Here is a 21,987-nt window from a genome sequence, read left to right as displayed (position 1 = left end):
GCGCGGCAGTGCCCCAACTTCGCCGCATTCCCCGAAAGTTCCGCCGTACCCCCACGTCGGACGGGGTGCGGCGGTGGTTCAGCCCGCCGTGCGGGGGATCCGCTTCACCCAGGTGCGGTGGAAGACGATCTCGTCGCCGTCCTTGCACACCATCTCGTCGGAGGTGAGGAAGTCGTGCTCGTCCCCACTGATCTCGGATCGCGTCTCGATCTTCACGTCCCAGGCCATCTCCGGCCGGTGGAGCCTGATCGTCCAGTCGGAGCGGGTGCGCGCCGACAGCGGGTCGTTCTCCTGGATCGTGTACGCATCCACTCCCTCCTCGGTGAATTCGAGGCCGTCCGGGTGAACGCGTGTGCCGCCGTAGCGCGGGTCGACCTCCAGCCGCCATTCGCCCTTGGCGACATCGCGGACCACCAGGCGCTCGGGGCGCGGCTCGTCGAGCGTCACCGGGAGGACGACGACGAGCGGCTCCGCATGCTCCGCCTCCTCGAATGTGATCGCCGGTTCCTCGGTGCGGTGGCGCACCGGCAGTTCGACGAGGCTGCCGTCCGCGTGCAGGGTGAACCCCGCCGAACCGGCCTGCGGCCAGATCCACGGCCAGTACGAGGAGGAGACGGCGAGCCTGATCCGGTGGCCGGGCGAGAAGGTGTGCCCGATGCCGTTCAGCTCGAAGGTGACGTCCTCGGTCGCGCCGGGCGTCCAGTCGTCGGACCGGTCGCGGCCGTGCCGCGCGGACAGGTTGAGGACGCCGCGGGTGACGAGCGTGGAGGCACCGTCGGGTATGACGTCCCAGAGCCGGACGATCGCCTGGCCGTGCGGTACGTCCATCCGGATCCGGAGCTTCACCCGTGGGCGGCCCAGGATCTCGATGGGGGCGTCCTCGACCGGGAACTCGAACGAGACCGACTTGGCGTCCTCGTCGCGCTGGTCGGGCGGCAGATCGGCGTCGTTGCCGAACGGGACGAGGCGCCCGGCGTCCAGCCCGGTCTGCTGCGGCGAGCGCACGGTCTGCGGGCCGCCCTGGAGGGCGTACGCGATCGTCACGACGTTCTTCGACGGCCAGCCGGTGTCGCCGACCCACCGGCCGGGAAGCGTCTCGTACACCGTCGCGAGCCGGTGCGACTCGCTGATCCAGGACCGCAGCCGTGGCTCGGACATGACACCGGTGTCCTCGTCCTTCAGATGCTGGTCCCACCAGCGCAGCGTCTCCTGGAGGAAGCCGATCGACGGGCCCGGCGGCAGGCCGCGGTCCGGGTACTGGTGCGACCACGGCCAGCGTGGTGGCGGCCCGGGCGTGCATGCCGACGGCGAGGACCGAGCCGCCCATGTAGTGCACGTCGTTGTCGTAGCGGTCGTCGGTCGAGCAGACCGTGACGATCGCCTTCAGCGGCTCGGGGGCGAGCGCGGCGATCCGGAGCGAGATGGTGCCGCCCCAGGAGATGCCGAACATGCCGACCCGGCCGGAGCACCACTCCTGCCCGGCCAGCCAGTGGACGACGGCAACCCCGTCGGCCGGCCCGGTCTCGTCGTACGCGTCGCCCGGCAGCCCCTCACTGTTGCCGTGCCCGCGGGCATCGACGCGTACGGAGGCGTAGCCGTGGCCCGCGTACGCGGATGCGCATGGCGTACCTCGGTGGACGGGGGGCATGGGGCGCTCGAGCGGGGGTCCGGCGGCGCCGACGGTGGCGGGGACCGCACCGCCGACGATCGGCCGTACGGCGCGGCTCCGGGGCGACGGGGAACTCGGCGTCGTGGCTGCGCCCGGCCAGGTGACGCCGGACCGGCAGGTACTCGATCGGACCGAACGTCATCCCGACGGCGGCCGCCACCCGGACCTCGGGGCAGGACGGGGGCGCGAGCCCCCGGCCGACCGGAAAGGGCCCGGGCATCGCCGGGACGCAGCCGGGTCCGTCCGGCTGTCGCGGTGCTCCTGGACAAGCCGAACATACCGGCGGTGGCGGGAAGGCGCCCACGGTGATCCAAAGGGGACCGGATACGCTGACTTGAGTGATGACAGCGACACATCGACATTCCGTGTGATCGTCAGCAGACAGGAGATCCCCTCGTGACCGTCGTCGGGCCGTTCGGACTGAGCGTGCGGGACCAGGCTCTTGAGGCCGATGTCCAGACCGGTTTGGCAGCTGTCGAGGCGGGGCTGCTCGATGCCACCAAGAGCGACGTCCCCTTCATCACAGAGGCTGCGCAGCATCTCGTACGGGCCGGGGGCAAGCGTTTCCGGCCTCTGCTGGCGATGCTGTCCGCCCGGTTCGGTGACGCGGACGCGCCGGGTGTCGTGCCGTCCGCCGTGGTCGTCGAGCTGACGCACCTCGCCACGCTCTACCACGACGACGTCATGGACGAGGCGGAAGTACGCCGCGGAGTCGACAGCGCCAACACCCGCTGGGGCAACTCGGTGGCCGTGCTGACCGGCGACTTCCTCTTCGCCCGCGCCTCGCACATACTGGCCGACCTCGGTCCGGAGGCCGTGCGCATCCAGGCGGAGGCGTTCGAGCGCCTGGTCACCGGCCAGATCCTGGAGACCGCGGGCCCGCGCGACGGCCGCGACCCGGTCGAGCACTACCTCGACGTGATGCGCGGCAAGACCGGCTCGCTGATCGCCGTGGCCTGCCGGTTCGGCGCGATGATGGCCGGCGCCGACGATTCGGCCGTCGACATCCTCACCCAGTACGGGGAGCGGCTCGGCGTCGCCTTCCAGCTCGCCGACGACGTACTCGACATCGCCTCCGACTCCCACGAGTCCGGCAAGACCCCCGGCACGGACCTGCGCGAAGGCATCCCGACGCTCCCCGTGCTGCACCTGCGGGCGCAGGCGGCGGCCGACGGCAAGCCGGACGACCTGGAGCTGCTGGAGCTGCTGGACGGCGACCTCAGCGACGACGCCCGGCTCGCCGAGGCGCTCTGCCGGCTGCGCGCGCACCCGGCGCTGGAGCAGGCCCGGCGGGACACCATCCGGTGGACGGAGGAGGCGCGGGCGACGCTGGCGCCGCTGCCCGAGTGCTACGCGAAGGCCGCGCTGGAAGAGCTGTGCGACGCCGTGGTTCACCGCGCGGGCTGACCCCGGCAGGCGTGCTGCGCACCCCGACCCCTACGGGTCGGGGGAGGCCCGGCCGGGTGGTGTCATACCGCAGAGGTATGCGGAGTTGCTCCCGCGGGCTGACGCTTCGCCACCTCGAATTTGGTCAGATGGAGAACAACCACTCCTGACCAAAACGGGTGAGAATGGCGGCACGGAGTGGACGAGTGCATCCGGACGGAAGCCGCCGACCACGGAGGTAGGGCACACATGGCACCGAACGACAGCGCAGAGACCACCGGCAACGCCGCGGACGAGGCCACCGGCACCATGGCCGGCCGTCGCAGGGCGGCGCGCTACGTGGTCCCGGTCGCGGTGGCGGGGGTCGCGGCCGCGACGATCGGGCTGGTCCCGGCGCTCGCGGACTCCGGTGACCCCGATCTGCCGAAGATCACCGCACAGCAGCTCATCGAGAAGATCGCCGCATCGGACACCGAGCAGCTCTCCGGCACGGTGAAGATCAGCACCGACCTCGGCATCCCGTCGCTGGGCGGGCTCGCCGGCTCCCTGGCACAGGGCGGCGACGGACCGCACGATGGTTCGAGCGCCGACCCGCAGGAGAAGCTGACGGAGCTCGCCTCCGGTACGCACACGCTGCGGGTGGCCGCCGACGGCCCCGACAAGCAGCGCGTCTCGATACTGGACAGCGCCGCCGAGTACAGCGTGATCCGCAACGGGGACCAGGTCTGGGCGTACGACAGCAAGTCCAACGAGGCGTACCACGCGACCGGCGACAAGGCTTCGGGCCACGCGGAGAAGCGTGGCGGGGCCACGACCCCGGACGGCGTGCCGACCACGCCGAAGGCGTTCGCCGAAGAGGCGCTGAAGACGGCCGGCCCCACCACGTCGGTGACGGTCGACGGCACGGCGCAGGTCGCCGGACGTGACGCGTACAAGCTGGTCATCAAGCCCAAGCAGGGCGGCTCGACGATCGGCGCGATCACGGTCGCGGTCGACGCGAAGAACGGCGTACCGCTGAAGTTCACGCTCTCGCCGAGCAGCGGCGGCAAGGCTGTGATCGACGCCGGGTTCACCAGCGTCGACTTCGCGAAGCCCGCCGGCTCCTCGTTCACGTTCACTCCGCCGAAGGGCGCCAAGGTGACCGAGGCCGACGACGCGAAGGCGCAGCAGCAAGCCGAGAAGCAGGCACCGGAGTTCAAGGTGCCGGGTGCACCGGCCGGGCTGGACGGGCTGGCCGGCGGCAAGGGGGTGAAGGTGATCGGCGGGGGCTGGAGCGCGGTCGCCGAGATCGAGGCGCCGGGCGGCCGGGCAATCCCGACGTCGCCGAAGTCCGGCGATGTGCCGCCTGCGGCACAGCAGTTCCTGGACTCGTTCGGCGACAAGGTCACCGGAAAGTTCGGCTCGGGCACGGTCTTCAAGACCCGCCTGGTCAACGCACTGATGACGGACGACGGCAAGGTCTACGTCGGGCTGGTCACCAAGGACGCGCTCGTCAGGGCGGCCGACAGCGCCAACTGACGCCCCGGCACCACCCCTGCTGCCCGGACGACCCGCACCTCCCGCACCGCGCGACCGCCCCGCCGTACGCTCCGTACGGCGGGGCAGTCGGTTACCCGACCCATGGGGAGTCACGCATGACAGAGACCGGCGCCGTGATCGAGTCCGAGGCGGTGCCCCGGACCGGAACGGCCGTGATCGAGACCCGCGGTCTCACCAAGCGGTACCGCGGCGGCCAGCTCGCCGTCGACGGCCTCGACCTCAGCGTCCCGGGCGGCAGCGTCTTCGGCTTCCTCGGGCCCAACGGCTCCGGGAAGACCACCACGATCCGGATGCTGATGGGCCTCATCGACCCGACGTCCGGTACCGCCCGGGTCCTCGGCCACCCCATGCCGCGCGCCGCCCGCACCGTACTCCCACAGGTCGGAGCGCTGATCGAAGGGCCCGCGCTGTACGGGTTCCTGACCGGCCGGGACAATCTCGTACGGTACGACTCCGCCGACCCGACCGCCGATCCGCGCACCCGTCGGGCCCGGGTCGCGACCGCGCTGGACCGGGTCGGGCTCGGCGCGGCGGCAGGCAAGAAGGCGAAGGCGTACTCGCTGGGCATGAAGCAGCGCCTCGGACTGGCCGCCGCCCTGCTCCAGCCGCGCCGCCTCCTCGTCCTGGACGAGCCGACCAACGGACTGGACCCGCAGGGGATGCGCGAGATCCGCGCCCTGGTCCGGGAACTGGCGGCGGACGGCACCACCGTCTTCCTCTCCTCCCACCTCCTCGACGAGATCGAGCAGGTCTGTACGCATGCCGCGGTGATGGCCCGGGGCCGGCTGATCACCCAGGGCCCGGTCGCCGACCTCGCGGCGGGCACCCGTGGCCGGCTCGCCGTCACCACCCCCGACCCGGGCGACGCCGCCCGCATCCTCAAGGAGCTCGGCGTCACCGGCATCACCGCCGATGGTGACCGGGTGAGCGCCGAGGCCCCGCCGGCCGACGTCGAACTCGCGGACCTGAACGGCGCGCTGGTCCGCGGCGGGGTGCGCGTACGGTCGTTCGGCGTCGAGCGGGCCTCGCTGGAGGACGCCTTTGTCGCACTCACCGGAGAGGGTTTCGATGTCGCAGGCTGAAGCAGTCGGACCGGCGGGGGTGGGCCGGTCCCGCAACCCGCTGTGGACCTTCGGGATCCTCCGCTCCGAACTGACCACGACGCTGCGCCGCTGGCGCACGCTCGCACTCCTCGGGGTGCTGGCCGCCGTCCCCGTACTGATCGGGATCGCGGTGAGGATCGAGACGAGCGACGGCTCGCCTGCCGGCCCGGGCGGGGGAGGCGGCCCGGCGTTTCTCTCCCAGGTGACCAACAACGGCCTGTTCCTGGTCTTCGCCGCCCTCTCCGTGACCCTGCCGGTCTTTCTCCCGATGGCCGTCGGCGTCATCGCGGGTGATTCGATCGCGGGCGAGGCCGGTGCGGGCACCCTGCGCTACCTGCTGGTCGCGCCCGCGGGCCGGACCCGGCTGCTGCTCGCCAAGTACGCCTCCACACTGGCGTTCTGCCTGGTCGCGACGGTGGTCGTGGCGGCGTCGGCGCTGGCGGTCGGGGCATTGCTGTTCCCGGTCGGTGAGGTCACGACGATCTCCGGGACGCAGATCGGCTTCGGCGAGGGGCTGCTGAGGGCCGGGCTGATCGCGGTGGCGGTGGCGGCGTCGCTCATCGGGTTCGCGGCGCTCGGGCTGTTCATCTCGACGCTCACCGGCAGCGGGATCGCGGCGATGGCCGCGACGGTCGGGGTGCTGATCACGGTGCAGATCCTGGACTCGATCCCGCAGTTGAGCGGAATGCACCCATATCTGTTCCCACACTACTGGCTGTCCTTCGCGGACCTGCTGCGCGACCCCGTCTACTGGGACGACGTGGTCAAGAACCTGGGGCTGCAGGGGCTGTACGCGGCGGTGTTCGGCTCGGCAGCCTGGGCACGCCTCACCGCGAAGGACATCACGGCCTGAGCGGCGGGGAGTTCGCGATTCCGCCCGTGCCGTCGGCCGGGCGAGCCGTCCCCCGATCGGCTCGTCGCGGCACGAACGGCACGAACGGTGCGAACAGCAGGAACAACCCGACACGGTACGTTCCGTTTCTGCGTCTGTATTGTTCGACTTCTGGCGACGCCCTGTCAACAAGGATTGGACCGAACACCCCTATGCTCACCGAATGATCACATCGCCGAGTTCACTGCGCCGTAGCGAGCGATCACGACGGGCGACCCTGGACGCCGCCCTCGCGCTGTGCACGGAGAAGGGATACGGCCGCGTCACCATCGAGGCGATCGCGGCCCGGGCGGGCGTCAGCAAGAAGACGATCTACCGCTGGTGGCCGTCGAAGAGCGCGGTGCTGCTGGAGGCGTTCACGGAGGCGCTGGTCGACGCCACGCCGTTCGTCGACACCGGCGACATCGCCGCCGACATCCGTACCCATGTGACGGGGGCGGTGAGACTGCTCTCCACGCCGCCGTTCGGCCCCGCTTACGCCGGGATCCTCTCCGAACTCCACCATGACGACGAACTCGCCGAAACGGTCCGGACCCAGCTGATCGAACCCCGCTTCGGCGAGGCGGTGGCCCGGCTGCGCCGAGCCCAGGAGCAGGGCCAGATCCCGCCGGGCGCGGATCTGCCGCTGGCCGTGGAGATGCTCTACGGACCGGTCTACTACCGCCATGTGCTGCGCAAACCGAGCCAGGACGAGGCGACGATCGCGGCACTGGTCACGCATGTGCTCAGGGCGTTGGGCGCACCGGAAGCGTGAGGTGAGGCGCCGTCAGCCGAAGAAGGTCTTGGCGCGGGTGAGGGCGGCCGTGTCGCCCAGTACGTCGCCGGGCCGGCTGCCGACTCCCAGCAGCATCCCGCCCCACTCCATCCGCATGTACGAGGCGATGGTCCGCAGCGTGCCCGTCGCCGGTTCCGCGACGCTCGGATCGGCCGTCGCCAGCGCCGTGACGCCCCACAGGGTCCGCCCGCCCATCCGCTCCTTGAAGTCGAGGCCGGGCACCCGCATCCACCCCGACCAGTGGTCCAGATACCGCTTGGTGGAGGTGGACATGGCGTACCAGTACAGCGGTGACGCGAGCACCAGATCGGTTGCGCCGAGCGTCGCGTCCAGCAGGGTGGCGCCGTTGCCGGTGGGGGCGGGGTAGCGGCCCTCGCCGTCGTGCCGCAGGTCCTCGAAGTCGGGGAGCGTCAGCTCGTTCAGGTTCAGCCAGCGCTGCTCGGTCTCGGGCGGCAGTTGTTCGGCGGCGAGCCGCGCGAGTTCCTCGGTGTTGCCGTCGGTGCGGCTGCTGCCGAGCAGGAACAGGAACGTACGAGTGGTCATGGCCGGGTCCCCCGTGAACGGTTGCGTGCTGCGACTGCGTGCATCTGAACTGTATGCATGTGCATATAGTTTTGGGAACGGGTACGCGCCGCTTCCGCCGGCTGACGCCGTTTCGGCGCCGCACGGATGTCGCTCCGGGGGTGGCTCAGCCGAACACGCGCTCCAGCACCAACGCGACCCCGTCGTCCCCGTTCGAGGCCGTCACCTCGTCCGCTGCCGCACGCAGGTCCGGATGGGCGTTGGCCATCGCGACCCCGTACCCGGACCGGCGGAACATCGGCAGATCGTTGGGCATGTCCCCGAACGCGATCGTGGCAGCCGGATCCACGCCCAGGGCCTCGGCGGCCAGGGCGAGCCCGGTGCCCTTGTCGACGCCGTACGGCTGGAGTTCGACCGTGCCGGGGCCGGACAGTGTGACGGTGGCCAGATCGCCGACGACCGCGCGGGCCGCGGCGGCCAGTGCGTCGTCCGTGAGCTCGGGGTGGCGGACGAGGACCTTGACGATCGGGGTGGCCCACAACTCGTCCCGGTGGCCGGTCCGCTGGGCGGGCAGGGCCGGGTGCGGCATCCGGTAACCCGGCTCGATCAGCGTCCGGCCCTCGGGCCCGTCCTGGTCCACGGCCGCGAAGACCGGGCCCACCTGGGCCTCGATCTTGCCGAGCGCGGTGTCGGCCAGGTCCCGGTCCAGCGTGACCGCGTGCACCATGCGCCCGGTCCCGGCGTCGTACAGCTGCGTGCCCTGGCCACAGACCGCGAGACCCCGGTAGTCCAGTTCCGCGAGCAGGTTCCGTATGCCCGGCACCGGCCGCCCGGTGACCACGAGATGGAGCGCCCCCGCCGAGGCGGCCAGCGAGAGCGCGGCACGGGAGCGGGGGCTGACGGTGTCGTCGTGGCGCAGCAGAGTGCCGTCCAGGTCCGTGGCGACAAGGGCATATGCGGGAGGGATGGGCATGGGCCAAGCCTAGGGAGATCCGCTTTCTGTCGTACGGCCCTGACCTGCACGGACGGTCCGGGTCCGGGGCGCGATGGCGACCCGTCAGGGGCATAGCCGGAGGAACTGCGCAGAGGGGGAGGCCCGAACCCGCCCCGGCATCACTGCGCGCAGAACTCGTTGCCCTCCGGATCGGCCGGTACCCACCAGGTGCCCCCGGTTCTGCCACCTTGTGCAGCCGTGTCGCCCCCATTCCCTGCAGCCGCGCCGCCTCGGCGTCGCGTCGCGGGTGAGCCGACAGAACTCACCCTGGATGCCTGCGCCTTCGGCCGACGGCCCGGACCGTTGCCCGCGGCACCCACGCCGTCGGCCGTGAGGTACCTTCGCGCAGGTCAGCCAGTGGTGACAACAGCCCCCACTGTCCCCGCCGTCCAGAACAGGCGTCCCGTGACCAACCCGCCCGACAGCAGCCAGTCCATACGGTCCGTCAGGACCTCGACGGCTCGGATCCGTATTCGTCCGGTCCTCGCCGCCGTCCTCCTGGCCGCCCTGCTCACCGCCTGCGGCAACTCCGACGGGCCCAGCAGTCCCGGTAGCCACGCCGCGCCCAACGGTCCCGCCGGCTCGGGAGTGGTCGACGGCACCGTGCCGAGCCCGCCCGACCGCACCGTCTCCGGACTGCGCGACGACACCCGCCACATCACGCGGAAGACCACCACGGGCACCCGGCCGCGCATGGTCAAGCGCTGCACGTCCCGTGTCAGGCGGGTCAAGCACACCTCCACCAGCGGCACGGGCCGCCGGAAGAGGACCCGGACCTGGTACACAAACGACTCCTACAAGGACTGCAAGAAGGTCCAGCAGGGCACCACGCGCTACACCCGTGTCGTGCGCCGGGCACGCTGGTGCGTCGAACTCGACAACGTCGGTGGCAACTCCACCAAGGACGACGTCTGGTACGAGGTCGAGTCGGACGTCTACCGCAGGGCCACCCAGCTCAAGGAGGGCGCCAAGCTGTCCTTCACCCCGCTGCGCAAGGGCTGCTGACTCACGCCGGCCGGTCGAGGTAGTCCACGACGGCCCGGCCGTCCGTGGCCGGGGCGATCAGACCCACGTGGTTGTCGGGCCGGACCAGGACGAGGGTGTCCTCACCCGGCACGATTCCGTACGCCGAGTGGGCATGACCCTCGTCGTCGGCCAGGCCGTCCGTGCTCGCCGGGTCCAGCTCGTACGCCCGCAACGCGTCGCCGTACTTCACGGTCGCCTCCCGCAGTGCCTCAGTCGTGCCCGAGCCGAAGCCCAGCAGGGTGAAGTGCGGTCCGGCGAATGCCTCGAACAGGCGGATCGGCGCGCCGGTCGCGGTCTTGCGGCAGGGGGCGTCAGGAGCGCGGTCGCCCGCCCGCAGCGGACCGGTGGAGATCCCGCCCGTGCCGTTGTGGGAGAGGGAGCTCCAGCGGTAGCCGCGGCTCAGGCCGGTGGTCTCCGGGGTGGCCGCCGCGTCCAGTCCGCCGCCCGGCTTCTTGATCGCTTCGAGTGTCGCCCGCAGCCGCTCGGAGGTGATGTCCAGCGTCCAGGAGGCGACCGGCAGCCGCTCCTCCTCGTATGTGTCGAGCAGGGCCGGTCCTGCCTGGCCGCCGACGACCAGCGCGAGCTTCCAGCCCAGGTTGAACGCGTCCTGGATCCCGGTGTTCATGCCCAGACCGCCCGCCACCGAGTGCACATGCGCGGCGTCGCCGGCCAGGAATGCGCGGCCCACCCGGTAGCGGTCGACCATTCGGACATTGACCCGGTACGTGGACAGCAGGGTGGCGTTCGACAGGCGGGTGGCCGGCAGTCCGGTGTGCCGGGCGAAGAGCCGGCGGAAGCTCTCCAGCGACGGGGGTACGGGTGCTCCCGAGGCGTCGGTCTCGGGTCCCGCCTGGAACCACCAGCCCGACCGCGTACCCGGGATCGGGCACAGCATCACGGCGCCGTCCTCGTCGAACCACTGGTGCCAGTAGCCGCGGTCGAGGCCGTCCACCTCGACGTCGCCGCAGACCATGGCCTGTTCCTCGTTCGTCTGCCCCTCGAACGGGATGCCGAGGAGTTTCCGTACCGCGCTGTGGCCGCCGTCGCAGCCCACCACGTACCGCGCCTCGATGTCCCTGCCGTCGGCGAGCGACGCGGTCACCGAGTCCGGTCCCTCCTTCAACCCCGTCACCTCGGCCGACAGTTCGACCTGCACGCCGTACTCCGCCAGGCGGGTCCGCAGGATCTCCTCCAGCTTCCACTGGGCGATCAACCATGGCCGGTCGTACGGGACGTCGGGTGTCGGGCGCGATGTCGCGAACGGGTCGGCGTCGGCGACCGGCACCCCGTCCCGGTACTTGCGCATGGGCAGCGGTGCCGAGCCGGCGGCCAGGATCTCCTCGACGACGCCGAGATCCGCCAGGACCTCCAGGGAGCGGGGGTTGGGCCCCTTGGCCCGCGAGCTGCGCGGGAACTCGGGGGACCTGTCGATGATCCGTACGGGGATCGAGCGGCGGGCGAGGTCGCAGGCCAGGGTGAGTCCCGTCGGTCCGGCCCCCACGATCAGGACGGCGGCCGTGGGCGGGGATGCGGGCATGGGTACTCCTCGGTTGCGGTTCCGTGGACATCCAGGAAAACGCAACAGAGTTAAAAAAGCAACTGAGTCATATTTGACTGTCGACCGTGGTCACCCGAGTGCCTGGCGGCATGCCCGAAGCCGTCCTGGCGGCCTTCCGGACGGCTCTCGCCGTTCCGGTGGCGATGGTGACGCCGGGCGCGCCGGTCACTGCCCTCTGGCTGCGTACGGGGAAGAGCTCCCGTCGGCCGGAAGCTGCTGCGGGAGACGCTGCGGCGGCTGCTGCGCCGAAGCGGCGAGCTGCGCCGCCTGCGTCCTCGTCCGCCGCGCCGTCCGGAACGCGTCCCAGGTCAGCAGCGTGAGCGCCAGCCACACCAGCGCGAACCCGGCCCACCGCTCCGGCGGCATCGCCTCGTGGAAGTACAGGATGCCGAGGCCGAACTGGAAGACCGGCGCCAGATACTGGAGGAGGCCCAGCGTCGAGAGCGGTACGCGGATCGCCGCGGCCCCGAACAGGACCAGCGGTGCGGCCGTCACGACACCTGTCGCGGCGAGCAGCGCCGCATGGCCCGCACCCGCGGACACGAACGTCGCGTCGCCCTGCGCCCCGAGCCACAGCAGATACCCGAGCGCGGGCACGAACAGCACCGCGGTCTCTGCGCTGAGCGACTCCAGGCCGCCCATGTTGACCTTCTTCTTCACCAGGCCGTACGTCGCGAAGGAGAACGCCAGCGTCAACGAGATCCACGGCGGACGCCCGTATCCGATCGCCAGCACGAGCACCGCCGCGACGCCGGTGCCGACCGCCACCCACTGCACCGGGCGCAGCCGTTCGCCGAGGAGCAGGACGCCCATGGCGATGGTGACCAGCGGGTTGATGAAGTAGCCGAGTGACGCCTCGACGACATGGCCGTTGTTCACGGACCAGATGTAAAGGCCCCAGTTGACGGTGATGACGGCCGCGGCGACCGCGATGAGGCCCAGCTTCTTCGGCTGCCGTACCAGCTCGCCGATCCATGCCCAGCGGCGCAGCGCGAGCAGCGCGATACCGACGACGGCGAGTGACCAGACCATGCGGTGGGCGAGGATCTCGATCGCCCCGGAAGGCTTCAGCAGCGGCCAGAAGAGCGGCACGAGGCCCCACAGGCCGTACGCGCCGAAGCCGGACAGCAAGCCCGCCCGCTGTTCATTTGTCCCCGCCACAGGCCCTCCCGGCATCCTCCGCGTCAGCCATTCGGCTGCACCGCCAACTGCACGACGGTAGCGCCACGAGGGCCCGGTGTCATACCCGTATTGCGATACGGTCATGACGCCGGGCCCGGGCCGGTCCGGAGGAAACGCCCTACGCGGCGGCGACCGCGGCGGCCACCGTCTCGGCGAGCGGTGTCGTCGGGCGGCCGATCAGGCGGGCCAGATCGCCGTTCGTCCCGGCGAGCAGCCCGCGCGCGATCGCCTCGTCGACGTCGACCAGGATCGCCGCGAACCCCTCGGGCAGACCGGCGCCGACCAGGATCTCCTGGTGCACGGCGGCGGGGACGTTGTTGTACGCGATCTCCTTGCCGGTGGCCTTCGACACCTCGGCCGCGTACTCCGCGAACGACCAGGCGACATCGCCGCTCAGCTCGTATGCCTTGCCGAGGTGACCCTCGCCGGTCAGCACGGCGGCTGCCGCGGCCGCGTAGTCGGCGCGCGTGGCGGAGGCGACGCGGCCCTCGCCCGCGTTGGAGACGACGGCGCCGTGCGCCAGGACCGGGGCGAGGTTCGCCGTGTAGTTCTCGGTGTACCAGCCGTTGCGCAGGAAGGTGTGGGGCAGGCCCGAGTCGAGGATCAGCTGCTCGGTGACCTTGTGCTCGGCGGCCAGCTGGAAGTCGGCGTCGGGGCCGCCCAGCACGCCGGTGTACGCGACATGCGCGACGCCCGCGGCCTTGGCCGCGTCGATGACGGCGGTGTGCTGCGGTACGCGCCTGCCGACCTCGTTGCCGGAGATGAGCAGGACCCGGTCGCCGGCCTCGAAGGTGTCGGTGAGGGTCTCGGGCCGGTCGTAGTCGGCGATCCGCAGCTCGACACCGCGGGCGGCCAGGCCGGCGGCCTTCTCCTTGTCGCGGACGACAGCGGCGATCTCGCTCGCGGGCACGGTGGCCAGCAGCTCGTCGACGACGAGACGGCCGAGCTCTCCGGTGGCTCCGGTGACGACGATGCTCATGGGGGGTTTCTCCTCTTTGGTTGCTCTGGTCCTCGTTCGGGCTCTCTGTCACTCACCCTAAGGGCAGCACTAACCACGGGAAAGTACCCACTCTGAAGTAAGGTACTGATATGAGCGTAAGCAAGGTGCCGGATGTGAACCGGCAGATGTGCCCATCCCGGCTGGTGCTCGAACACGTCACCAGCCGCTGGGGCGTCCTCGTCCTCGCCGCCCTGCTGGAGCGCTCGTACCGGTTCAGCGAGCTGCGCCGCGAGGTCGGCGGCGTCAGCGAGAAGATGCTGGCCCAGACCCTCCAGACGCTGGAGCGCGACGGATTTGTGCACCGGGATGCCAAGCCGGTGATCCCGCCACGGGTGGACTACTCGCTCACCGGGCTGGGCAAGGAGGCCGCCGAGCAGGTGTGGGGGCTGGCGCGCTGGACCGAGCGGCGCCTCGACGCCGTGCACGCGGCCCGCGAGACGTACGACGCGCGGAAGGCGACGCAGGACCAGCCGGGCTGAGGCGCTCGGGGGCAGCCGGAGGCAGCCGGGGGCAGCCGGGCCCAGGTGGGCAGGTGGCGCTCAGTCGGGTTGAGGGGCCCGCCCCTCCGCCAGCGTCCGCAGCGCGCGCGAGACGTCGAACGGCAGGATCGTCACCGCCACGTGCGGCAGCTGCTCCAGCGCGATGGCCATCGCCTCACCGGTGCCCCGGTGCAGGATCTTCCCGAGTGCGTTGGAGTACAGCCGCCGCGGCACCAGCACCGTCAGCGAGGTCTCCCCGTCCGCCGTGGTCCGGGTCGCGAGCTCCTTCATCGCATGACGCAGCCGCCGGTCCGGGCACGCCACCAGCTCCAGCGACACGGACGTCGCGGCCGTCGCCTCCCACCGGGCGGCCAGCCGCCTGCCGTGCGCCTCGTCGATGGAGAAGTGCACCGCCCGGATCTCGTCCGGGCGCAGCTCATGGGCGTACCGCAGCGCTTTCAGCGTCGCCAGATCGAGCGTGTCGACGAGGACGAAGACCAGATGGCGCCGGACCCGCGGCCGGTCGGCGCCCGGCGCCTGGATGCTCTGCAGCGCGGCGGCCTCACGCCGGTACTCGCGGTTGATCCGCATCAGCGCCCAGACGCCGAGCGGGAAGACCACCACGACCAGCCAGGCACCCTCGGTGAATTTGGTGACCGCGAAGATCAGCACCACGGCGGCCGAGATGACCGCGGCCAGCCCGTTGACCACGATCTTCACCCTGCGGTACGGCTCGCGGCGGCGCAGATGGTACGCGGTGAGGCCGGACCCGGCCATGGTGAACGCGGTGAACACACCGATCGCGTACAGCGCCACCAGCCTGTCCACGCTGGCGCCGGTGGCCAGCAGCAGCGCCAGCGAGACGACGGTCAGCGCGATGATCCCGTTGGAGAACGCCAGCCGGTGCCCGCGCCGGGTCAGCACCCGTGGCAGGAACCGGTCCGCGGCCACGAAGCTGGCGAGGAACGGGAAGCCGGTGAACGGCGTGTTGGCGCCCGTATAGAGGACCAGCGCGGTCGCCAGCTGTACGAAAATCAGCCCGACCGTCCCCAATGGCCCGCTGCCGAAGGCGAGATGGGCCTCCTGCGCGATGACGGTCGGCGTGCCGTCGGTGTACGGGACGGCGTGCGTGAAGTGCGCCAGGGTGGAGACGCCGAGGACGAGGACGCCGAGTACACAGCTCATGGTGATGAGCGTGCGGCGGGCGTTGCGGCCCTGCGGCTCGCGGAACGCGGAGATGCCGTTGGAGATCGCTTCGAGTCCGGTGAGCGACGAGCCGCCGTTGGCGAAGGACCGCAGAACGATGAAGAGCGAGGCGCCGTAGAGCCAGCCGTTGCCCGGCGTGCCCAGCGGCACCACCCCCGGCGCGTGCAGATCGGCGTGCGGCAGCCCGCCCGTCAGCCCGCGCACACCGGCGACGACCAGCACCAGACCGACCGCGGCCATGAAGAGATAGGCGGGCAGCGCGAAGGTCCGGCCCGCCTCACGGATGCCCCGCAGATTCCCGTACGCGAGCAGCACGATCACCGCTACGGAGACCGGCAGCTGCAGATGGTCCAGGCCGGTCCAGCCGCCCCCGATCAGATGGGCGAGCGAGATGAGGGCGTTGGTACCGGCCGACACCTGGACGGCGACGGTCACGATGTAGTCGACGAGCAGCGCCACGGAGGCGATCTGCGCGATGTTCGGCCCGAAGTTCTCCCGGGCGACGACGTACGAACCGCCCGCCCGGGTATAGATCATGACGACATCGCTGTAACAGAGCGTCAGGAGCAGCAGGACCAGCAGGATCGCGCCGGTCACCGGCATGAGCAGGGTGAAGGCCGCCGCGCCGACGACGGGCACGAGGACCCGCAGCATCTCCTCGGAGCCGTACGCGGACGAACTGATGCAGTCGGAGGCGAGTACCCCGAGCGCCGTCCGGTTGCTCAGTTTCTCGTCGCTGATGCGCTCGGTGGTGAGGGGCTTGCCGAGCAGATGCCGTTTGATGCGGTACGCGGGACGGTCCAGGGCCATGGGCACATGAGAACGGGTGCCGGGCCGGGAGCGGTGAAGACTCCCCGGTCCGGCACCCGTACGGTGTGCCCGTCCGTGTCCCACGGCCTCTCTTCCGGATCCTGACGGCTCGCGGGCCGACCCGAGAGCAAGGCCCTACCCGACGACCGTCCAGTTGTCGTTGCCGGCGAGCAGCGCGGCCAGGTCGCCCTTGCCGTTCTGCTCGACCGCGGTGTCGAGCTGCTCGGCCATCTGCGTGTCGTAGACCGGGCGCTCCACGCTGCGCAGCACCCCGATCGGGGTCTGGTGCAGGGTGTCGGGGTCGGCCAGCCGGGACAGCGCGAACGCCGTGGTGGGGCTGGCGGCGTGCGCGTCGTGGATCAGGACCTGCGACTCGTTCTCCGCGGTGACCTCGACGACCTTGAGGTCACCGGTGGCCGGGTCGCGTACGACACCCTTGGACTGCCCGGTGCCGAAGCGGATCGGCTGCCCGTGCTCCAGCTGGATCACCGCGTTCTCGGCCTGGTCCTTGTCCTTGAGGACCTCGAACGCGCCGTCGTTGAAGATGTTGCAGTTCTGGTAGATCTCCACCAGCGCCGTACCGGGATGGGCCGCCGCCTCGCGCAGCACGCTCGTGAGGTGCTTGCGGTCGGAGTCCACGGTGCGGGCGACGAACGACGCCTCCGCGCCGAGGGCCAGCGACACCGGGTTGAAGGGGGCGTCGAGCGAGCCCATCGGCGTCGACTTGGTGATCTTGCCGACCTCGCTCGTCGGCGAGTACTGGCCCTTGGTGAGCCCGTAGATCCGGTTGTTGAACAGCAGGATCTTCAGGTTCACATTGCGGCGCAGCGCGTGGATCAGGTGGTTGCCGCCGATGGAAAGCGCGTCGCCGTCACCCGTGACGACCCAGACGGACAGGTCGCGGCGGGACGAGGCCAGACCGGTGGCGATGGCCGGGGCGCGGCCGTGGATCGAGTGCATCCCGTACGTGTTCATGTAGTACGGGAACCGGGAGGAGCAGCCGATGCCGGAGACGAAGACGATGTTCTCCTTCGCCAGACCGAGCTCGGGCATGAAGCCCTGCACGGCGGCGAGAACCGCGTAGTCACCGCAACCGGGGCACCAGCGCACTTCCTGATCGGACTTGAAGTCCTTCATGGACTGCCTGGCATCGGCCTTGGGCACCAGCTGGAGTGCCGGGAGACCGGTGGGGAGTGCCTCGTCGGTGTTAGGCATCGATGGCCTCCTTGAGAGCTGTGGCGAGCTGCTCGGCCTTGAACGGCATACCGTTGACCTGGTTGTAACTGTGGGCGTCGACCAGATACTTCGCCCGGACGAGCGCAGCCAGCTGGCCGAGGTTCATCTCCGGGACGACCACCTTGTCGTAACGCTTCAAGACCTCGCCGAGATTCCTCGGGAAGGGGTTGAGGTGGCGCAGGTGGGCCTGGGCGATCGGATGCCCGCCCGCGCGCAGCCGGCGGACGGCGGCGGTGATCGGGCCGTACGTGGAGCCCCAGCCCAGGACCAGGGTCCGGGCGCCGGCCGGGTCGTCGACCTCCAGGTCGGGGACCTCGATGCCGTCGACCTTCGCCTGGCGGGTGCGGACCATGAAGTCGTGGTTCGCCGGGTCGTACGAGATGTTTCCGGTGCCGTCCTGCTTCTCGATGCCGCCGATGCGGTGTTCGAGACCGGGGGTACCGGGGACGGCCCACGGGCGGGCCAGGGTGTGCTGGTCGCGCTTGTACGGCCAGAACACCTCGGTGCCGTCGGCCAGCTCATGGTTGGGCCCGGTGGCGAACTGCACGCGCAGATCCGGAAGTTCGTCGATGTCCGGGATCCGCCACGGCTCGGAGCCGTTGGCGAGATAGCCGTCCGAGAGCAGGAAGACCGGTGTGCGGTACGTCAGTGCGATCCGGGCCGCGTCGATCGCGGCGTCGAAGCAGTCGGCCGGGGTCCTCGGCGCCACGATCGGCACCGGCGCCTCGCCGTTGCGCCCGTACATCGCCTGGAGCAGGTCAGCCTGCTCGGTCTTGGTGGGCAGGCCGGTGGACGGGCCACCGCGCTGGATGTCGATGACGAGCAGCGGCAGTTCGAGCGAGACGGCGAGACCGATGGTCTCCGACTTCAGGGCCACACCGGGCCCGGACGTCGTCGTCACGGCGAGCGAGCCGCCGAACGCCGCGCCGAGCGCGGCACCGATTCCCGCGATCTCGTCCTCCGCCTGGAAGGTGCGGACGCCGAAGTTCTTGTGCTTGCTGAGCTCGTGCAGGATGTCGGAGGCCGGGGTGATCGGGTACGAGCCCAGGTAGAGCGGCAGATCCGCCTGCCGGCTCGCGGCGATCAGCCCGTACGACAGGGCGAGGTTCCCGGAGATGTTCCGGTACGTACCGGTGGGGAAGGTGTGCGAGGCGGGCGCCACCTCGTAGCTGACCGCGAAGTCCTCGGTCGTCTCACCGAAATTCCAGCCCGCCCGGAACGCGGCCACGTTCGCCTCGGCGATCTGCGGCTTCTTGGCGAACTTCGCCCGCAGGAACGTCTCGGTGCCGTCGGTCGGCCGGTGGTACATCCAGGAGAGCAGCCCGAGCGCGAACATGTTCTTCGAGCGCTCGGCCTCCTTGCGGGAGAGCCCGAACTCCTTCAGCGCCTCGATCGTCAGCGTCGTCAGCGGCACCGGATGGACGTTGTACGCCTGCAGCGAGCCGTCCTCCAGCGGACTGGTCTCGTAGCCCACCTTCGCCATCGGGCGTTTGGTGAACTCATCCGTGTTGACGATGATTTCGGCACCGCGCGGCACATCGTCGATGTTCGCCTTCAGCGCGGCGGGGTTCATCGCGACCAGCACGTTCGGGGCGTCGCCCGGCGTGAGGATGTCATGGTCGGCGAAGTGCAACTGGAACGACGAGACGCCCGGCAGGGTGCCTGCGGGGGCCCGGATCTCGGCCGGGAAGTTCGGCAGCGTCGACAGGTCGTTCCCGAACGACGCCGTCTCCGAGGTGAACCGGTCACCGGTGAGCTGCATACCGTCTCCGGAGTCACCCGCGAAGCGAATGATCACCCGGTCCAGGCGGCGGATCTCTTTCTCGCCGGCGCCCGGTTTGGTGGGCTGGGGGGCTCGCTGCTCCCCGAGAACAGCCTCACTGGCCTGATCGGCGTCATTGGCCTCATCGGCCTGGTCGGCTGGGCTACTGACCTGGCTGGTCACTGAACTGGACCTCCCTCGGGGCGGCGGCTCGGGACCGTCCGGCCCGCCGGCGGTCCCAAGGCCCACCCTACGTCGGTAAGGGTCGCCTTCCCCGGACCGGTCACATGGTGGACGCCACTATGAGACGCCTTTTCGCGCCGCTTTGCCATATTTCGCGAACCCCCTGGGCTCTCCGTCGGCGTGGCCGGGCGCTCGCAGGCGCTCATTCCGCGGCCCGGTACGGCCACCGGCCATTATCTGACAGGGTGTCAGGTAATCAGGAGTTGAGGTAGGTGAGAACGGCCAGCACCCGTCGGTGATCCCCCTCACTCGGTGACAGGCCGAGCTTCAGGAAGATGTTGCTGACGTGCTTCTCCACCGCGCCGTCGCTCACTACCAGCTGCTTCGCGACCGCCGAGTTGGTCCGCCCCTCCGCCATCAGACCGAGCACCTCGCGCTCGCGCGGCGTCAGCCCGGCCAGGACGTCCTGCTTACGGCTCCGGCCCAGCAGCTGAGCCACAACTTCAGGGTCCAGTGCCGTGCCGCCCTGCGCCACCCGGACCACGGCGTCCACGAACTCACGGACCTCCGCCACCCGGTCCTTCAGCAGATAGCCCACACCACGGCTGCTGCCGGCCAGCAACTCGGTGGCGTACTGCTCCTCGACGTACTGCGAAAGGACCAGGACCCCGATGCCGGGGTATTCCTTGCGCAGCCGCACCGCCGCCCGCACGCCCTCGTCGGTGTGGGTCGGCGGCATCCGCACATCAGCGACGACCACATCGGGCAGCTCGCCCTGCTCGGCAAGATCGCCCACGGTCTTGATCAGAGCCTCGGCGTCCCCCACCCCCGCGACGACGTCGTGCCCGAGATCGGTCAGCAATCGGGTGAGCCCCTCCCGGAGCAGTACCGAATCCTCGGCAATGACCACTCGCACCCTGTCCTCCACCACGACGCCCTGTCCCCCTGTTGTTGTCCGTCGGCCCACGGCCGACCCGATCCGTCCCTCGCGCCCCCAGCATTCCAGCATCGGTCCGCGGGCGGGGGCTGTGACGGACGCTCGTGTGCGGGCGGGGGACGCGGCGGCGGCGCCCGGACGAGCTCCGGGCGCCGCACGACGATTCGTACCTGCGTATAGATGTGCTGCGCGAGATGTGCTGCGCGACAATGTTCTGTGTGGCGCGCTCTCCGGGAGGTGCTCCGCCTCAGCCACGCCAGGGGAGCTCGGCCGTGACCCTCGTCGGGCCGCCCACCGGGGAATCGACGACAAGAACGCCGTCGACCGCCCCCAGCCGCTCGGCCAGACCGGCGAGACCACTGCCCGCCGACAGATCCGCACCGCCCCGCCCGTTGTCGGTGACCTGGAGCAGCAGCCGGTCGGCCGTACGCCACACATCGACGGTCGCACGCGTCGCCTGCGCGTGCTTGCTGACGTTCTGCAGCAGTTCGGACACGGTGAAGTAGGCGATGCCCTCGATGGCCTGCGCGGGCCGAGACGCCAGGTCCACCTCGACCGTCACCGGGACGGTGCAGCGGGAGGCGATGGCGGAGAGCGCGGCGTCCAGGCCGCGGTCGGTGAGGACGGCCGGGTGGATGCCGCGGGCGAGATCGCGGAGCTCCTGGAGGGCGACCTTCACCTCGCCGTGAGCCTCGTCGACCATGCGGGCGGCCGCCTCCGGGTCCTCGGTGAGCTTCTCCTTCGCCAGACCCAGATCCATCGCCAGGGCGACGAGGCGGGCCTGGGCGCCGTCGTGCAGATCGCGCTCGATACGCCGCAGGTCGGCGGCGGCCGTGTCCACGACCACCCCGCGGTCCGACTCCAGCTCGACGACGCGCGACGCCAGCCGCGACGGCCCGAGCAGCCCGTACACCATCACCCGGTCCACGGAAACCAGACCGCGGATGATCCACGGGGTGAGGAGGACGAGAACCAGACCGAACGCGCTGGTCGCGGTCAGCTCGAACGACGAGTCGAGGTAGAAGTGGTGCGTGGCGTCGCCGTACAGCTGTACGCCGTCGACCCCCACGTACGCAGGGAACACCCACTGCCACAGCGGATAGGTGAACGCTGCCCATCCGTACACCCAGAACGTCAACGACACGGTGAAGGCGAAGACCGCCCACGGGAAGTGCAGCAGCGCGTAGAGCAGATGCCGCCAGGACACCCCGCTCTTCAGGACCGCCCCTACCCACGACATCAGGCCGCCCGTCCTGCCGCGCACCGGCGCCGGCTCCGCCACCTCCAGCTTCAGCAGCCCCCGCGCCCGGGCCCGCTCCATCACGCCGAAGCCGCGGCACATCGCCAGACCGAGTGCGAGGACCGGGATGCCGAGGAAGGTGATCAGCAGGCCCGCGCCCAGCGACGTCATGGTGATCGCGAAGCTGAAGAGCACCACGCTGATCGGCAGACTCAGCAGCAGATAGCCGAACTCGCGCCAGGTCCTCGCCTCCAGCGGCGCGCGCAGCACCGCCGGGAAGAAGTGCTTCACCGGGGGGTTGTTCCCGGGGTTGGCACCGGACCGCTGATGGTCCCGAGTGTCCGGTCCGTATGCCGTGGCCATGGGTGCCGTCCGTTTCTTCTTTCGGCGGTGGTCTTGTCCGGTACAGCCCGTACAGCGGCTGATACATCAAGGGTGCTGTTCTGCGGGACGAGGCACCATGAGGCCGGTATCCCTCTTCGACCGGG

General features: G+C 70.5%; 17 protein-coding genes and 1 pseudogene. 7 read left to right on the top strand and 11 right to left on the bottom strand.

Translation table 11 applies throughout. The annotated features are described in order from the left end of the window. Positions 1-78 precede the first annotated feature (78 nt). Positions 79-1,708: pseudogene (locus OHA03_RS10890) on the bottom strand (CocE/NonD family hydrolase). 357 nt (positions 1,709-2,065) lie between these two features. Between OHA03_RS10890 and OHA03_RS10885 the strand changes: the two are divergent. From OHA03_RS10885 to OHA03_RS10865, 5 genes are all read left to right on the top strand, one after another. Beyond that, the gene (locus OHA03_RS10885) at positions 2,066-3,076 is read left to right on the top strand and encodes a polyprenyl synthetase family protein (protein ID WP_267003161.1); all 1,011 of its coding nucleotides are present in this window, start codon (positions 2,066-2,068) and stop codon (positions 3,074-3,076) included. A 228-nt stretch (positions 3,077-3,304) separates the two neighbouring features. Next, positions 3,305-4,573, top strand: coding sequence for a DUF2092 domain-containing protein (locus OHA03_RS10880; RefSeq protein WP_267003159.1), 1,269 nt, complete (start codon positions 3,305-3,307; stop codon positions 4,571-4,573). A gap of 116 nt (positions 4,574-4,689) precedes the next feature. Continuing rightward, entirely contained in the window at positions 4,690-5,676 is a 987-nt protein-coding gene (locus tag OHA03_RS10875; protein WP_267003157.1) for an ABC transporter ATP-binding protein, read from the top strand. Further along, positions 5,663-6,550, top strand: a complete 888-nt coding sequence (locus OHA03_RS10870) for an ABC transporter permease (protein ID WP_267003155.1) — start codon at positions 5,663-5,665, stop codon at positions 6,548-6,550. Before OHA03_RS10875 ends, OHA03_RS10870 begins: the two co-directional genes overlap by 14 nt. 202 nt (positions 6,551-6,752) lie before the next feature. After that, on the top strand, positions 6,753-7,343 hold the full coding sequence (locus tag OHA03_RS10865) for a TetR/AcrR family transcriptional regulator (RefSeq protein WP_267003153.1): 591 nt from the start codon (positions 6,753-6,755) through the stop codon (positions 7,341-7,343). Between the two features lie 12 nt (positions 7,344-7,355). On the opposite strand, the gene OHA03_RS10860 is transcribed toward OHA03_RS10865, so the two are convergent. After that, positions 7,356-7,907 carry a flavodoxin family protein gene (locus OHA03_RS10860; RefSeq protein WP_267003151.1) on the bottom strand — a complete coding sequence of 184 codons (552 nt, stop codon included), beginning with the start codon at positions 7,905-7,907 and terminating at the stop codon, positions 7,356-7,358. A 145-nt stretch (positions 7,908-8,052) separates the two neighbouring features. Further along, positions 8,053-8,859 carry an HAD family hydrolase gene (locus OHA03_RS10855; protein WP_267003149.1) on the bottom strand — a complete coding sequence of 269 codons (807 nt, stop codon included), beginning with the start codon at positions 8,857-8,859 and terminating at the stop codon, positions 8,053-8,055. A 426-nt stretch (positions 8,860-9,285) separates the two neighbouring features. Between OHA03_RS10855 and OHA03_RS10850 the strand changes: the two genes are divergently transcribed. Next, the gene (locus OHA03_RS10850; protein ID WP_267003147.1) at positions 9,286-9,885 is read left to right on the top strand and encodes a hypothetical protein; all 600 of its coding nucleotides are present in this window, start codon (positions 9,286-9,288) and stop codon (positions 9,883-9,885) included. Between the two features lies 1 nt (position 9,886). On the opposite strand, the gene OHA03_RS10845 is transcribed toward OHA03_RS10850, so the two are convergent. From OHA03_RS10845 to OHA03_RS10835, 3 genes are all read right to left on the bottom strand, one after another. Beyond that, a complete protein-coding gene (locus OHA03_RS10845) occupies positions 9,887-11,443 on the bottom strand; it encodes an FAD-dependent oxidoreductase (RefSeq protein ID WP_267003145.1) in 1,557 nt (518 codons plus the stop codon). A 186-nt stretch (positions 11,444-11,629) separates the two neighbouring features. Then, on the bottom strand, positions 11,630-12,625 hold the full coding sequence (rarD, locus tag OHA03_RS10840) for an EamA family transporter RarD (protein WP_267003143.1): 996 nt from the start codon (positions 12,623-12,625) through the stop codon (positions 11,630-11,632). Positions 12,626-12,764: 139 nt separating this feature from the next. Then, on the bottom strand, positions 12,765-13,625 hold the full coding sequence (locus tag OHA03_RS10835) for an SDR family oxidoreductase (protein WP_267003141.1): 861 nt from the start codon (positions 13,623-13,625) through the stop codon (positions 12,765-12,767). A gap of 110 nt (positions 13,626-13,735) precedes the next feature. Here OHA03_RS10835 and OHA03_RS10830 point away from each other — a divergent pair, with 110 nt between their 5' ends. After that, complete coding sequence (locus OHA03_RS10830; protein WP_267003139.1) at positions 13,736-14,125, top strand: helix-turn-helix domain-containing protein; 390 nt, start codon at positions 13,736-13,738, stop codon at positions 14,123-14,125. 60 nt (positions 14,126-14,185) lie between these two features. Here OHA03_RS10830 and OHA03_RS10825 read toward each other — a convergent pair whose 3' ends face one another. The 5 genes from OHA03_RS10825 to OHA03_RS10805 all read right to left on the bottom strand — a co-directional run bounded on the left by OHA03_RS10825 (position 14,186) and on the right by OHA03_RS10805 (position 21,862). Continuing rightward, a complete protein-coding gene (locus tag OHA03_RS10825) occupies positions 14,186-16,141 on the bottom strand; it encodes an APC family permease (RefSeq protein WP_267003137.1) in 1,956 nt (651 codons plus the stop codon). Positions 16,142-16,276: 135 nt separating this feature from the next. Further along, positions 16,277-17,356 carry a 2-oxoacid:ferredoxin oxidoreductase subunit beta gene (locus OHA03_RS10820; protein ID WP_267003135.1) on the bottom strand — a complete coding sequence of 360 codons (1,080 nt, stop codon included), beginning with the start codon at positions 17,354-17,356 and terminating at the stop codon, positions 16,277-16,279. Beyond that, positions 17,349-19,322, bottom strand: coding sequence for a 2-oxoacid:acceptor oxidoreductase subunit alpha (locus OHA03_RS10815; protein WP_267003133.1), 1,974 nt, complete (start codon positions 19,320-19,322; stop codon positions 17,349-17,351). Before OHA03_RS10815 ends, OHA03_RS10820 begins: the two co-directional genes overlap by 8 nt. Positions 19,323-19,578: 256 nt before the next feature. Continuing rightward, a complete protein-coding gene (locus OHA03_RS10810) occupies positions 19,579-20,238 on the bottom strand; it encodes a response regulator transcription factor (protein WP_267008002.1) in 660 nt (219 codons plus the stop codon). A 268-nt stretch (positions 20,239-20,506) separates the two neighbouring features. After that, on the bottom strand, positions 20,507-21,862 hold the full coding sequence (locus tag OHA03_RS10805; protein WP_267003131.1) for a sensor histidine kinase: 1,356 nt from the start codon (positions 21,860-21,862) through the stop codon (positions 20,507-20,509). Between the last annotated feature and the right edge of the window lie 125 nt (positions 21,863-21,987).

The organism is Streptomyces sp. NBC_00154, assembly GCF_026342835.1.
Classification (GTDB): Bacteria; Actinomycetota; Actinomycetes; order Streptomycetales; family Streptomycetaceae; genus Streptomyces.
This window is presented reverse-complemented; position numbering and strand designations above follow the sequence as displayed.